This window comes from Pontibacter flavimaris (assembly GCF_001907195.1).
In the GTDB taxonomy this organism is placed as follows: Bacteria; Bacteroidota; Bacteroidia; order Cytophagales; family Hymenobacteraceae; genus Pontibacter; species Pontibacter flavimaris.
This window is the reverse complement of record NZ_LVWA01000004.1, coordinates 502,370-514,682: the sequence shown is the minus strand read 5'-3', so window position 1 is coordinate 514,682 and position 12,313 is coordinate 502,370. Positions and strand designations below refer to the sequence as shown.

16 protein-coding genes are annotated in these 12,313 nt (G+C 53.3%); 3 read left to right on the top strand and 13 right to left on the bottom strand.

The annotated features are described in order from the left end of the window. Positions 1 to 190: 190 nt before the first annotated feature. On the top strand, positions 191 to 499 hold the full coding sequence (locus A3841_RS07175; protein WP_073851619.1) for a hypothetical protein: 309 nt from the start codon (positions 191 to 193) through the stop codon (positions 497 to 499). 83 nt (positions 500 to 582) lie between these two features. Here the strand turns inward: A3841_RS07175 and A3841_RS07170 are convergent, their stop codons facing one another. From A3841_RS07170 to bshC, 3 genes are all read right to left on the bottom strand, one after another. Continuing rightward, on the bottom strand, positions 583 to 1,122 hold the full coding sequence (locus A3841_RS07170) for a TetR/AcrR family transcriptional regulator (RefSeq protein WP_073851618.1): 540 nt from the start codon (positions 1,120 to 1,122) through the stop codon (positions 583 to 585). Between the two features lie 166 nt (positions 1,123 to 1,288). Beyond that, positions 1,289 to 1,867: a 5-formyltetrahydrofolate cyclo-ligase gene (locus A3841_RS07165; RefSeq protein ID WP_073851617.1), complete on the bottom strand. Its 579-nt coding sequence runs from the start codon at positions 1,865 to 1,867 to the stop codon at positions 1,289 to 1,291. After that, positions 1,867 to 3,429 carry a bacillithiol biosynthesis cysteine-adding enzyme BshC gene (gene bshC, locus A3841_RS07160; protein WP_073851885.1) on the bottom strand — a complete coding sequence of 521 codons (1,563 nt, stop codon included), beginning with the start codon at positions 3,427 to 3,429 and terminating at the stop codon, positions 1,867 to 1,869. The genes A3841_RS07165 and bshC overlap by 1 nt, the downstream gene beginning before the upstream one ends. A gap of 263 nt (positions 3,430 to 3,692) precedes the next feature. Here bshC and A3841_RS07155 point away from each other — a divergent pair, with 263 nt between their 5' ends. Further along, positions 3,693 to 4,073, top strand: a complete 381-nt coding sequence (locus A3841_RS07155) for a PH domain-containing protein (RefSeq protein WP_073851616.1) — start codon at positions 3,693 to 3,695, stop codon at positions 4,071 to 4,073. Positions 4,074 to 4,111: 38 nt separating this feature from the next. On the opposite strand, the gene A3841_RS07150 is transcribed toward A3841_RS07155, so the two are convergent. The 9 genes from A3841_RS07150 to A3841_RS20255 form a co-directional block, all read right to left on the bottom strand. Beyond that, complete coding sequence (locus tag A3841_RS07150; protein ID WP_073851615.1) at positions 4,112 to 4,480, bottom strand: endonuclease domain-containing protein; 369 nt, start codon at positions 4,478 to 4,480, stop codon at positions 4,112 to 4,114. 140 nt (positions 4,481 to 4,620) lie between these two features. Further along, on the bottom strand, positions 4,621 to 5,934 hold the full coding sequence (gene rimO, locus A3841_RS07145; protein WP_073851614.1) for a 30S ribosomal protein S12 methylthiotransferase RimO: 1,314 nt from the start codon (positions 5,932 to 5,934) through the stop codon (positions 4,621 to 4,623). A gap of 246 nt (positions 5,935 to 6,180) precedes the next feature. Continuing rightward, the gene (locus tag A3841_RS07140) at positions 6,181 to 6,600 is read right to left on the bottom strand and encodes a hypothetical protein (protein WP_139307904.1); all 420 of its coding nucleotides are present in this window, start codon (positions 6,598 to 6,600) and stop codon (positions 6,181 to 6,183) included. 184 nt (positions 6,601 to 6,784) lie between these two features. Beyond that, positions 6,785 to 7,291 (bottom strand): carboxypeptidase-like regulatory domain-containing protein, encoded by a 507-nt coding sequence (locus A3841_RS07135; protein ID WP_073851612.1) that lies wholly within the window; start codon positions 7,289 to 7,291, stop codon positions 6,785 to 6,787. A gap of 9 nt (positions 7,292 to 7,300) precedes the next feature. Then, positions 7,301 to 8,260, bottom strand: a complete 960-nt coding sequence (ftsY, locus tag A3841_RS07130; protein ID WP_073851611.1) for a signal recognition particle-docking protein FtsY — start codon at positions 8,258 to 8,260, stop codon at positions 7,301 to 7,303. A gap of 115 nt (positions 8,261 to 8,375) precedes the next feature. Further along, entirely contained in the window at positions 8,376 to 8,531 is a 156-nt protein-coding gene (locus A3841_RS07125) for a DUF4295 domain-containing protein (protein ID WP_073851610.1), read from the bottom strand. A 2-nt stretch (positions 8,532 to 8,533) separates the two neighbouring features. Next, positions 8,534 to 8,722 (bottom strand): 50S ribosomal protein L33, encoded by a 189-nt coding sequence (gene rpmG / locus A3841_RS07120; protein WP_073851609.1) that lies wholly within the window; start codon positions 8,720 to 8,722, stop codon positions 8,534 to 8,536. A 309-nt stretch (positions 8,723 to 9,031) separates the two neighbouring features. Continuing rightward, positions 9,032 to 9,271, bottom strand: coding sequence for a 50S ribosomal protein L28 (gene rpmB, locus A3841_RS07115; protein ID WP_073851608.1), 240 nt, complete (start codon positions 9,269 to 9,271; stop codon positions 9,032 to 9,034). Positions 9,272 to 9,404: 133 nt separating this feature from the next. Further along, a complete protein-coding gene (locus A3841_RS20255) occupies positions 9,405 to 9,572 on the bottom strand; it encodes a DUF5522 domain-containing protein (RefSeq protein WP_170866156.1) in 168 nt (55 codons plus the stop codon). A gap of 212 nt (positions 9,573 to 9,784) precedes the next feature. Between A3841_RS20255 and rocD the strand changes: the two genes are divergently transcribed. Then, positions 9,785 to 11,026, top strand: a complete 1,242-nt coding sequence (gene rocD / locus A3841_RS07110) for an ornithine--oxo-acid transaminase (protein WP_073851607.1) — start codon at positions 9,785 to 9,787, stop codon at positions 11,024 to 11,026. Positions 11,027 to 11,347: 321 nt separating this feature from the next. Here the strand turns inward: rocD and A3841_RS07105 are convergent, their stop codons facing one another. Next, positions 11,348 to 12,304 (bottom strand): asparagine synthetase A, encoded by a 957-nt coding sequence (locus tag A3841_RS07105; RefSeq protein ID WP_073851606.1) that lies wholly within the window; start codon positions 12,302 to 12,304, stop codon positions 11,348 to 11,350. Between the last annotated feature and the right edge of the window lie 9 nt (positions 12,305 to 12,313).

Here is a 12,313-nt window from a genome sequence, read left to right as displayed (position 1 = left end):
ACAACACGCCTCGTCAGCCTTGCCGGGGCATGTCCTGTTTTTCTTTACGATTGTCTGCATCGAAGATGAACCTAATTTAAAACGGAATGGTTAGGAACTAAATTGCACTTTTTTGTAGGTGCCATACTTTGAAATTTCAAATAAAGCCCTACATTGCGCTATAGAAAAGTATCCCCTAATCGTTCACCATATGAAAAGCTTACTTAGAAAAGTATCTTCGAGCATCATCAAGCCATTTCTTCCTAAATATGAAGTGGTTTGCACCTCTTACCAGGTAATCCCGGGGCACCCGGTAAATGGCAACCAGCAAAAGCACACCTTTGAGAAGGGCGCCTCTGCAGAAGCCAGGAAATTTTACGTAAAAGTGATCAACTCCGACATGACCCGGACCATGGCCCCGGTGGAGGTACACCTGAAGCGCCGCGGCAGAACCATCGAGAAGAGAAACTTTGGCCCCGTGGAGGAGCTGAAGAAGTTCAACATCGTCTACAAAGGCTAAGCACCACTGCAAGACACTAACAGAAGAGCCTCCCGGCGCAACCGGGAGGCTCTTCTGTTCTATAACAATGCTTGAAGTATACGTTAGCCCTGTTTGATAAACTTTGCCTTTGTCAGGTCCAGCATTTTGGTGAAGTGCGTCTTGTCCTCGTGGGTGAGGTAGGCCCTCCAGAGGCCCTCCACCAGCAGCATGAGGATCTCCGTCTCCAGTTCCGGCTCTTTATGGCCCAGCTTGCGGAACGCCTCTACCAGCTTTGCCTTCACCGAGTTAAGGTAGCGCTGGTGATGGCGCTGCGCCACCTCCTCGTCCACCATGCGGAACTGCATCCGCCAGAAATCACGCTCGTCCTCCACCAGCTTCTGCGGCATGTCCAGCACGTTACTGATCAGCTTGGCGGGGTCGTTCTCCTCCACCGATTTCTTGCTCCTCTCGGTAATGCGCCTGTAGCCGGCCTTCACAACCGCTTCCAGCAGGTTCTCCTTGCTGATGTAATGCTTAAATATAAGGCCTTCCGATACGCCGGCAGCTTTGGCGATCTGGCTCGTGGGAGTGGCATCGTACCCTTTTTCAGCAAAGAGGTTTAATGCGGTGTCTAGGATGATTTCTTTTTTGGTCTTGGCCATGGTCTTACTGTATAGCGGAATATGCACAGGTATGGCAGGTTCAAGCGCATTGACATGCACCTGCGCCTGGGCGAATTACAAAAGTACGATATAGCTGCTTAAAAAATAAGCATTTACAAATGATACCTCTATATCTGTACTCTTTTTCTTTTTAATCTGCCTGTTGTTATACTTCCCTGCGCCACATCCCCTGTGGCATCACCACCGCATCCAGCGGCACGTCAAAGGGATTGGGGTCGGCAATGCGTTCCACGGGAGGCTCTAAGGAAAGGCCAATTTTAAGCACATCGGGGCGACAGTCAGCCAGGAAGCGGTCGTAGAAGCCTTTGCCGTAGCCTACGCGCTGGCCGGCCTTGTCAAAGGCCAGCAGCGGCACCAGCACCACATCCACTTCGTGGGCATGGATGATGTGGGCGTTCTGCGGCTCGGGGATGCCCCATGGGTTTTCTACCAGCACGGCCTCGTCAGTCAGGTGGTGGTGGGTAAGGATATTTTGCTCCGCATCGGTTACCGGCACGGCCACGCGCACCTTAGGATGCTCCTGCCGCAACCGCTCAATCAGGAGCCAGGTATTGACTTCGTTGTTCTTGAGGATGGGCAGAAACACATGCACCGTTTGCCCGGGCCGCAGCGGAAAATGCGCAAAGAACTGTTCAGCGATGCGCAGGCTGCGCTGCTGCACTTCTTCCACAGGCAGAGCCCGGCGCTGCCGCAGCATCAGTTTGCGTAACTCTGCCTTCTGCATTATACTTCCTCCAGGATGGTGAACTTAAACTCCAGCGGATCGAAAGCCTCTACCAGCGCCGGTATAAAGTCGGGGTTGTTCGTCTGGTAGGTGAGCAGGTTGTCCTGGCGCTCCTGCAGGCTGCCGCCCGGGAAGAGTTTCTCCTTCAGGTTCTCCAGTTGCTTAAAGGTTTGCTCATGCTTGCTGTCGCGGGCTTTGGAGAGCTTTTTCTCCAGCATGTGCAGCGAGTTGGCGGCTTTCTGCGCCTCAGCTCCCACGGCTTTCACCAGGGTCGGATCTATACTTTCGGCCAGCTTCTCTACCTGGGCAAAGGCGGCGGCCAGGGCCTCTCGCTGCGCCTCCAGGCTGATCTCCTCCTCATGCAGCTGGCCCGACAGCTGCTTTTTCAGCTCCTGGAAATTTTGGAACAGATCCTGCGGCTCCAGGCCCAGCTTGTGCATGCGGCTGGCGTTGCTACGGCTAATGTAGAGGGCCGAGTTGCGCAGCATCAGCAGCGGGAAAGTTACGTTATACTTTTCGAACAGCTGCTTGAGCTGGAACCAGTAGGCCACCTCCGCACCGCCGCCAATGTAGGCCAGGTTCGGAAGTATACGCTCCTCGTAGAGCGGACGAAGGATCACGTTCGGGCTGAAGTGCTCCGGATGCTCCTGTGCCTCCTGCAGCATTTCCTCTAAAGTATAGCTCAGGTCGGTGTTGAGCACGTTATACTTGTCGCCTTCCTGCACGATGCGCTCGCGCAAGCCATCTGTCAGGTAAAACAGGTTGATTTCGCGGGAGTATACCTGCGGCTTATAGCCCGCCTCCTCCAGTTGTTGGCTGGTCTCCGTCACCAGCTGATGCGACAGCTGCTCGGTCAGTTCCCGCTCCACTACCGGCATCAGCGCCTTTTTCAGTTCTCTGTGGTCGCCATCTATACTTACCAGGCCATACTCCCCGAACAAGGCGTGCGTGATGGCGCGGGTGGCGTCTGCCAGGTTTTTGCTGTTGCGGTAGGCCTCCTCAAACACCGGGTAGGCCTCCGGCAGCTCCTCCAGCAGTTGGGCCATACTTTCGGTAGAGAACCTACCCACAGCGCCGGTCTGCTCGCTCTCCCAGGTATACTTCTTTCCGAAAAGGTTAAAGTAGTTGATCTCGGCAAAGTCGTGGTCCTCGGTAGCCATCCAGTATACCGGCACAAAGGTATAATCCGGGTACTGCTGCTGCAGCTGGCGGCAAGTATTTATGGCCGTGATGATCTTATAGACAAAGTACAAAGGGCCGGTGAAGATGTTGAGCTGATGGCCCGTGGTAACGGTGTAGGTGTTGGGCTGGCGCAGCAGGTCGATATTTTGCTGCACGCTGGGGTGAATCTCGGAGAGGGAAGTATACTGCTCCTGCAGCGCCTGGTGCAAGGTCTGGCGTTGCTCCTGGCTGAAGCTTTTCTCCTTCAGTTGGGCGCCAAAAGCCTCTACGGTCGGGAAGCGGTTGTAAAATGGCTGTAGCTGCGGGCTACAACAAAGGTAGTCGGTTATGGTCTTGGAGAAGGCGCCGGTGGCGGCGTAGTCTATCTTGGTGATCTTCATGGTTTGTACTTCCATCTGCAGTGTGGCGGTGGGTTTAGCCCTTTTAACAGTTTAGCCCGAAATGTGTTGCAGCTAATTTATACTTTGCTGCAACAACACAAAGTAACGCTTTATTTTCTTTACTGCTTCAGGCAACCAGGACTTTGCTCTGGGACAGGTTAGCTTATACTTTGCTGATGCCCTGCTGGGCATGCGATTTTATACTTTATACTTACCGATGCGCCCGCTCTACGTACAGTAGGTGAAATCTATACTTTATACTTATGGGACTATTAAGCGGTATGATGGGACACGCCTCCGAAGTGTCTATCGAGAAACTGGCAAAGGAATTTCAGCCGATCCTGATCGACGACGAGCGCATCGAGCGGGCGTATAAACTGATCCGGGACATGCTCGTGTTCACCAACAGGCGACTTATACTTGTCAACAAGCAGGGTCTGACCGGCACCAAGACCGACTATCAAAGTATACCTTACAGCAGCATCAAAATGTTCTCCAAAGAGAGCGCCGGCATCGGCGACCTGGACGCTGAATTAAAGATCTGGCTCACCGGCGAGGATCAGCCCACCATCAAGCAGGACTTCCGGAAAGGGGACAATATCAACGAGGCGTACCGGGTGCTGAGTAAGTATGTGCTGAAGTGACCTCCCCCTGCCCCCTCCTAAAAACAGGAGGGGGTGGTTCAGCTATTTTTGAATAAGGCAGCTATCTTTTGTAGCACCTCTTCCGGCTGCTCAAAAATCTCACTGTTTCTGATGCGGATAACTTTGTAGCCCAGATGCTGTAGCTTTTCGTCGCGCACTTGGTCATTTGCGATGGCTTCGGGTGTATCATGCACAGAGCCATCTACTTCTATGATCATTTTCTCAGAGGCGCAGTAGAAATCCACAATGTAGCTGCCGATGCTATGCTGCCTCCTGAACTTCCGGCCACCTAACCTATGCTTCCGTAGCAACCTCCACAGTTCCTCTTCCGCAGGAGTCAAGTTATTTCTCAATATAGATCGCTCTTGTCTTAGGTTAGAGATACTATGCAACTGATCTTTCCGCATATTTTATACTTTGCCAGCAAACATTAACTCCCAGTACTTATGTTCCCAAAAGCAAAAGCCTTTCTCTATAATAGAGAAAGGCTTTCTTCAAAAAATATCTTTACACCCCCTCCTGTTTTTAGGAGGGGGCAGGGGGAGGTCTACACGACCACCTCGCCATACAAATCAAAATCCGAAGCATCGGTGATCTTCACGTTGGCAAAGTCGCCGAGGCGTACGTAGTTGCTGTCGGCTGGCACGAGTACCTCGTTGTCTACCTCCGGGGAGTCGTACTGGGTGCGGCCCACAAAATAGCCGCTCTCTTTGCGGTCGAAGAGCACTTTATAGGTGTTGCCTATTTTCTCCTCGTTCAGCTCCACCGAAATGCCCTGCTGCAGCTCCATGATGGCGTCGGCGCGCTCCTGCTTCACCTCTTCCGGCACGTTATCCTCCAACGTATAGGAGTGCGTGTTATCCTCGTGCGAGTAGGTAAAAATGCCCAAGCGGTCGAACCTGGTTTCCTCTACCCAATCGTAGAGCTCCTGGAAGTCCTGCTCCGTTTCGCCCGGGTGGCCAGCGATCAAAGTGGTACGCAGGGCGATGTCCGGCACGCGCTGGCGGATCTGGTCTACCAACTCAATGGTACGGCGCTTACCGATGCCGCGGCGCATCGACTTCAGCATGTTGTCGGAGATATGCTGCAGCGGCATGTCCAGGTACTTGCAGATATTCTCACGCTCGTTCATCACGTCGAACACCTCCATCGGGAACTGCGATGGGTAGGCGTACTGCATCCTGATCCAGTCTATACCTTCCACATCCGAAAGGTTCCGCAGCAGATCAGCCAGCTTGCGCTCGCCATAGTGCTGCAGGCCGTAGTAGGTCAGGTCCTGGGCAATCAGGATAAGTTCTTTCGTTCCCATACTTGCCAGGCGCTTTGCCTCGCGCACCAAATCCTCGATCGGGCGGTCTACGTGCTTGCCGCGCATGAGCGGGATGGCGCAGAAGGAGCAGGGCCGGTTGCAACCCTCGGCAATTTTAAAGTATGCGAAGTGCGAAGGCGTGGTCAGCAGGCGCTCGCCGATCAGTTCATGCTTGTAGTCGGCCTCCAGCGTTTTAAGCAGGCGCGGCAGCTCCAGCGTACCAAAGTACGCATCCACCTGCGGTATCTCCTGCTCCAGCGAGTCTTTGTAGCGCTGCGACAAACAGCCGGTTACGTACAGCTTGTCGATCTGGCCGGCCTCTTTGGCGTCGGCATAACGCAGAATGGTATCGATAGACTCCTGCTTGGCGTTATCGATAAAGCCGCAGGTGTTCACGATAATGATGTTGGAATCGTCGTCCTCAGACTCGTGCGCCACCTCAAACTCGTTGGCACGCAGCTGCCCCATCAACACTTCCGAGTCCACCAGGTTTTTAGAACAGCCCAGTGTCACTACGTTTACCTTATCTTTTTTGAGTGATCTTACTTTCACCTATGTATATTTTTAATGAAATGCGCTACACCTGATAAAAACCCTTGTCGGCTAACAATGGTTCGTTTTACCAGCCTGCAAAGGTACAACATGTTTGGCTAATAAATGAAAACCGGCAAGCAACTGATTTGTACATCTTTATTCAGATCATAGCGCCTTCAGGCCAGACAGGTCTTGTGGCAGCAGCAGAAAGAATGGTACATTGGGTTACTGGCGTGTTTGCATCACGGCTCCAGGCAAGCTGGCTTAGTTTTCTGCCTTGCCTGCTTTAGGCACGGAAGTACGCTGCATCGTTCGGGAAAACCACTCCCGGGCAGCAGTCCGGTCTTTTACCAGTTCAATGGCGATGGGCAACCGGTAGGTGGTAATGAGCAGCGAGATGACTTGGAGCAAATTATTGTCCCAGAGGTAATCCGGCGATTCCAGGATGGCGATATGCTTGAGGGGCGTGTGGGGGATGTGGTGGATAAAGCTCTGAATCACTTCTTCGGTTAGCACACCACCGGCAGGTAATCCGGAATCGATGATCAGATGCGATACTTTTTGCTGCTGAATGGTAGTGAATAAGTAGACGACTGTTTGCAGGAACCGGTCCGACTCTACGCTAAGGTCATCCGACCAGGATACCTGCAGGATGCCTTTCGCTTCATCGTGGGCCAATTCCATTAAGTCATACCTGGTTACACCCATTCAGCCGATGTTCTAAAACGAGTTCTAACTTAATTAAAATTTATCTAAACCTGCTTGCGTTGCACCGTTTTCCTGAAGCTCTTCCTGGCAACTATTTTATACTTGTAGCAGCACTCCCCTTCTGGCAGTTGTCTGGCGCAGGCGATGTCATACTACCGGCCTAGTAACTTGCCTGGTAGTTGATCAGAAACTCTACGCTGGTAACCTGCCCCTGCTGCACCTCCACCGGGTTGATGTTCATTCCGCCATCATAGATACTGGCAAACAGGCCCTTTTCCTCCTTGGAGAAAAGGCTGTAGGTGCCGGGCTTCAGGCTAACCGCAAAGTTGCCGTTTGCATCCGTTACAACCTGCGTCACTAAAGTAGTCTGAATGCCGGTGTGAAAAACACCCTCTGTGGTTTGGGTCTGGCTGGCGTTAGTGAGTTCGTAGACATAGAGCGTGCGTTGAATGCCCCTTCCTTTGCTGGGTGGTGCGTCCGGCGAGGGCATCTGGTTGCCCGATACCCAGAGCACCTGTCCGCGTATACCTTGTGCTACGGGAGCTTGCTGCTCCTGCACCTGCTTTGCCTGTTCCTGGCTTTCCATCGGGTCTTGCGTGTTTTGATGGGTTTGGTTGGCGCCGTTGCACTGGGAGAGCAGCAGCGCCAGCAGCAGGAACTTAGCCATGGCTATACTTTATTTGCGGGAGAAGAACGAGTCCACGAATTGCTGTTTATCAAACAACTGCAGGTCCTCAATTTTCTCACCCACGCCAATGTACTTCACCGGGATCTTAAACTCATCCGAGATACCGATCACCACGCCGCCTTTGGCCGTTCCGTCGAGCTTGGTAATAGCCAGTGCCGTTACGTCGGTGGCTTTGGTAAACTCGCGGGCCTGCAGCAGGGCGTTCTGGCCGGTACTGCCGTCGAGCACCAGCAGCACCTCATGCGGCGTGTCTGGTGTTATTTTCTGCATCACGCGCTTGATCTTAGAGAGCTCGTTCATCAGACCCACTTTGTTGTGCAGGCGGCCGGCGGTGTCGATGATCACCACGTCGGCGTTCAGCTCCACGCCTCGCTTCACAGCGTCGTAGGCCACAGAGGCAGGGTCGGTGTTCATGCCGTGCGAGATAACCGGCACACCCACACGCTCGCCCCAGATAATAAGTTGGTCCACGGCGGCGGCACGGAAAGTATCGGCAGCGCCCAGCACTACTTTTTTACCAGCCTTATGGAATTGCGAGGCAAGCTTACCAATCGTTGTCGTTTTACCTACACCGTTCACGCCTACCACCATAATTACGTATGGCTTGATACCGGTAGGCAGGTCAAAGTTTGCTCCATCTCCGGCTTTGTTTTCTTCCAGCAGGGCGGCTATCTCCTCGCGCAGGATGTTGTCCAGCTCGTCGGTGCTCACGTACTTGTCGCGGGCCACGCGCTTCTCAATGCGGTCGATGATCTTCACCGTGGTCTCCACCCCCACATCGGCATGCACCAGGATCTCCTCCAGCTCGTCGAGCACCTCCACGTCCACGGTGGCTTTGCCCATGACGGCTTTGCTTAGCTGACCGAAAAAGTTGCTCTTGGTTTTCTCGAGGCCTTTATCCAGCGATTCTTTTTTCTTCTCTTTGCTGAAAAAGTCAAAAATTCCCATGCCGGTTTTTTTGATGTAGGGTGAATGCTATCTCACTGATACGGTAATATACTAAAAAAGTCCCGGTAAAGGGACTTCTTCATGTTATCTATCTATCGATGTAGAGTAGGCTGTCTTATTTTTTGGATAGGAACTCCTGTACTTTGTCAACAGGCACCATCTCCTCTTTAAAGCCGTAAGCACCAGTTTTTGGAGACTTCACAGCTTTGATCACTTTTGCCCAGTCTTTACCTGTAGCGGTTTTTAGGGTTGCAACTACCTTCTTAGCCATGGTTATTTAATTTCTTTATGTACAGTAACTTTTTTCAACACAGGGTTATACTTCTTCAGCTCAAGGCGCTCGGGAGTATTCTTTCTGTTTTTGGTAGTGATGTACCTTGAAGTTCCAGGCATGCCAGTAGCTTTATGCTCTGTGCACTCCATAATCACCTGGATTCTATTACCTTTTGCTTTTTTAGCCATCTCGACAGTAATTTTTTATTTAGGACTGCAAATATAAAAGCTTAAATCTCTAATTACAAACAATGTATAAATTTTCTTGTGGAGCCACCCTCCGGCGCTTCACAGAATTTACACTTGCTGCGGGGTGTTGCCTCTTCTGCCACAGAAGAAAGGGCAAAGGTCAAAAAAAGAGCAACGGAGGAAAGCATCTACAGCTTCTCTCCGTTGCCGATGTTTTATCTTAAAGTACCAGATGGCTTTCTCCGGCTGTGCCTGTTGCCGCGGCGCCGTGAGGCTACCGCCGCCGGCGCGGCCGGAAACACAGCACTACTAGTACAGGATGTAACCTTGCTCTACAGCCTTCTTCAATACCGCAGTGATACCATTTTTGTTAATGGTTCTCAGTGCAGAAGTAGAAACTTTCAGCGTTACCCAAGCATCCTCTTCCGGGATGTAGAAGCGCTTCTTCTGGAGGTTCGGATAAAACTTACGCTTCGTCTTGTTGTTAGCATGCGAAACGTTATTACCTACCTGTGGTCTTTTACCTGTTAAGTCGCAAACTCGTGCCATCTTGTATTCTTTTCTGGTTTAATCAATAGGGGTGCAAATATCTATAAAAAGATACACAATATCAAACTCATAGCTAAAATTTTACTTTCGGCGTGTAGAATCTGCCTCGCGTTGCCTGCCCCGGTAACATGTTTTATACTTTCTTCTGCGCTGCCGCCACCTTTTCGTGAAAGCCGTAGGGGCAGTGTTTGCAGGCGTTTTTGCAGCAGTAGCCGCGCTTGAGCAGGTAGTTTGCCGTCAGCACCATCAGCCCCTGCCGGTTGAAGTAAAAGTCCTCGCCCTCTGTTAACTTCTGCGCCACCGTTATACTTTTCTGTTACGCAAAGGTCGGCATTTATACATTCCGGACCAAGCCCGCCCATACTTTGCCGGCCCGGTGGGATGCCGTAGGCCTGCCTTTGATTTTGAAGTGGGGCGGAAATGTGTAATTTTGACAACAATAAAGCACATATGCGGTAATAATGGTAAGCGGCCACGCTGCCGTTCTCCGGTAACATCTGATAATAGAAAACTATGAACACGCAAACCATCACCTCCAGCCAGCAGGCAATCGATACCGAACACAAGTATGGCGCCCACAACTACCACCCGCTGCCCGTGGTGCTAAGCCGCGGCGAAGGGGTATACTTATGGGATGTGGAAGGCAAACAGTACTACGACTTCCTGTCGGCCTACAGCGCCGTGAACCAGGGCCACTGCCACCCCAAGATCGTGGGCGCCCTGACAGAGCAGGCGCAGCAGCTCACGCTCACGTCACGCGCCTTCTACAACGACAAGCTGGGCCTGGCCGAGCAGTATATCTGCGAGTTGTTTGGCTACGATAAGGCGCTGTACATGAACTCCGGTGCCGAGGCCGTGGAAACGGCCATTAAGCTGGCCCGCAAGTGGGGCTATACCAAAAAGGGCATCGCGCCACACAACGCCGAGATCATTGTGGTGGAGCATAACTTCCATGGTCGCACCACGGGCATCATCTCCTTCTCCACCGACCCCGACTCCACCAAGGGCTTCGGGCCGTACATGCCGGGCTACAAGGTGATTCCTTACAACGATGTGGAGGCGCTGGAGCGTGCCCTGAAGGAGAACCCGAACGTATGCGGTTTCCTGGTGGAGCCGATCCAGGGCGAGGCGGGCGTGGTGGTGCCGGACGAAGGATACCTGGCCAAGGCGCACGCGCTGTGCAGGGAGTACGACGTGCTGCTGATGACGGACGAGATACAGACCGGCATCGGGCGCACCGGCAAGCTGCTGGCCAGCTACTACGACGATGTGAAGGCCGACATACTTATACTTGGCAAGGCGCTCTCGGGCGGCGTGCTGCCCGTTTCCTGCGTGCTGGCCAACGATGAGATCATGCTCTGCATTCAGCCGGGCGAGCACGGCTCTACCTTCGGCGGCAACCCGCTGGCCGCCGTGGTAGCCATAGCCGCCTTAGAGGTGATCAAGGACGAGAACCTGACGGAGAACGCCAACAGACTGGGTGAGCTGTTCCGGGAGCGCATGCAGCGCCTGATAGACAAGCGCCCGGAGCTGGTGACGCTGGTGCGTGGCAGGGGGCTGCTCAACGCCATCATCATCACCCCGACACCGGATGGCCGCACCGCCTGGGATGTGTGCGTGGAGCTGAAGGAAAAAGGCCTGCTGGCCAAGCCAACCCACGGCGACATCATCCGCTTTGCGCCACCGCTGGTGATGACCGAGGAGCAGTTGCAGGAGTGCTGCGACATCATTGAGGAGGTGATCCTGAATTTCTAACGTATACACCATTGCAAGTATGAAAGGCAGGGGCTACGGCTTCTGCCTTTTTTGCTTCCGGTTTTCGTTGCCTCACACTTTGGGCAGGCCTTAGGGCCTGGCGGTGCAGGAGCTGCATAAGCCAAAGTATGGCTGCGGTTGGGAAAGTATGAATCGGTGCCCTCTAATCACCTCCCCACCAAAGCAGAAAGGCCTGCAGCATCTCAGCAGCAGGCCTTCACATCGTCTTAAACCATTCGGTTACCTTACAATTCGCAGGATCATCTGCATTATCGCTATTGTCATCCATATCCTATTCATTTAAGCATACATTAGCGCGTGTTAGAAAATGGCCTCGGCAAAAGGCTTGCGCGAGAACACGGTTACCTCGTTCACGTCCTTTAGGCGGCAGATAAAGCGGGTCATGCGCTCCACGCCGAAGCCTCCGCCGGCTGTTTTTGGGATGCCGCCTTCTTTGGCCACCTCCAGGTAATGTGCAAACGCCTGCTGGTTGGTGCCAACCTCTGCCATGCGCTTCTTGATCTGGCGATACTCGTGCTCACGCTCCGCCCCGGACAGTCCTTCGCCAAAGCCCTCGGGCCAGATCATGTCGTAGTTCAGGTAGGTGCCCGGCTTCTTCGGATCCTCCTTGTCGTAGAACTCGCGCTTGTGGTTCAGCAGCCAGAACGGCTCCGTAGCCTCCTCCGACTTGATCTGTTCGTAGTCAGGGCCCAGGGCGGCCTCCAGCTTTTCGGTACGGCATACTTCCCACTTCTCATACTGCGGCAGCAGCTCGCCACGCAGCTCAAGTATAAGCTCAGGCAGCTCCTCGTTCAGGCGGCGGAACACGAAGTTCACCAGCTCCTCCATAAACTCCATCACAAAAAAGCGGTCCTTGCCCTTAAATTCGAAGTCGATCTGCGTAAACTCGAACAGGTGACGGCCGGTGGCGGCGCGGTCAGAGAACTCCAGGCGCACGTTCGGCGACACTATGTAGAGGCTGTTGAGCTCGGGGTTCATCAGGGCCAGCTGCTTGTGAAAGATCATGGACTTGGTGAGGCTCCAGCGCTGGTCGGCATAGCCAATGGAGGCATCTACCACGCTGTTGCCCAGCGGGTCGGTGATCGGGGAGAGCATGAGCGGCATGAGCTGCGTCAGGCCCTTGCGGAACATGAAATCATGGGCGGCGCGCACAATGCCCTGCTGCACTTTCAGGATCTTGGGCAGCGATGCCCGGCTCAGGTGGCTTACGGTGTCATCGAGCACCGTAGATTGCGTAAGTGTTACTTCTTCTGTCATTTCTTTGCA

What these genes read in the sequence shown, in the direction of transcription:
- A3841_RS07175 (WP_073851619.1), top strand. Translation starts at nt 191, where the DNA reads ATGAAAAGCTTACTTAGAAAAGTATCTTCGAGCATCATCAAGCCATTT.
- A3841_RS07170 (WP_073851618.1), bottom strand. Translation starts at nt 1,122, where the DNA reads ATGGCCAAGACCAAAAAAGAAATCATCCTAGACACCGCATTAAACCTC.
- A3841_RS07165 (WP_073851617.1), bottom strand. Translation starts at nt 1,867, where the DNA reads ATGCAGAAGGCAGAGTTACGCAAACTGATGCTGCGGCAGCGCCGGGCT.
- bshC (WP_073851885.1), bottom strand. Translation starts at nt 3,429, where the DNA reads ATGAAGATCACCAAGATAGACTACGCCGCCACCGGCGCCTTCTCCAAG.
- A3841_RS07155 (WP_073851616.1), top strand. Translation starts at nt 3,693, where the DNA reads ATGGGACTATTAAGCGGTATGATGGGACACGCCTCCGAAGTGTCTATC.
- A3841_RS07150 (WP_073851615.1), bottom strand. Translation starts at nt 4,480, where the DNA reads ATGCGGAAAGATCAGTTGCATAGTATCTCTAACCTAAGACAAGAGCGA.
- A3841_RS07140 (WP_139307904.1), bottom strand. Translation starts at nt 6,600, where the DNA reads ATGGAATTGGCCCACGATGAAGCGAAAGGCATCCTGCAGGTATCCTGG.
- A3841_RS07135 (WP_073851612.1), bottom strand. Translation starts at nt 7,291, where the DNA reads ATGGCTAAGTTCCTGCTGCTGGCGCTGCTGCTCTCCCAGTGCAACGGC.
- ftsY (WP_073851611.1), bottom strand. Translation starts at nt 8,260, where the DNA reads ATGGGAATTTTTGACTTTTTCAGCAAAGAGAAGAAAAAAGAATCGCTG.
- A3841_RS07125 (WP_073851610.1), bottom strand. Translation starts at nt 8,531, where the DNA reads ATGGCTAAGAAGGTAGTTGCAACCCTAAAAACCGCTACAGGTAAAGAC.
- rpmG (WP_073851609.1), bottom strand. Translation starts at nt 8,722, where the DNA reads ATGGCTAAAAAAGCAAAAGGTAATAGAATCCAGGTGATTATGGAGTGC.
- rpmB (WP_073851608.1), bottom strand. Translation starts at nt 9,271, where the DNA reads ATGGCACGAGTTTGCGACTTAACAGGTAAAAGACCACAGGTAGGTAAT.
- rocD (WP_073851607.1), top strand. Translation starts at nt 9,785, where the DNA reads ATGAACACGCAAACCATCACCTCCAGCCAGCAGGCAATCGATACCGAA.
- A3841_RS07105 (WP_073851606.1), bottom strand. Translation starts at nt 12,304, where the DNA reads ATGACAGAAGAAGTAACACTTACGCAATCTACGGTGCTCGATGACACC.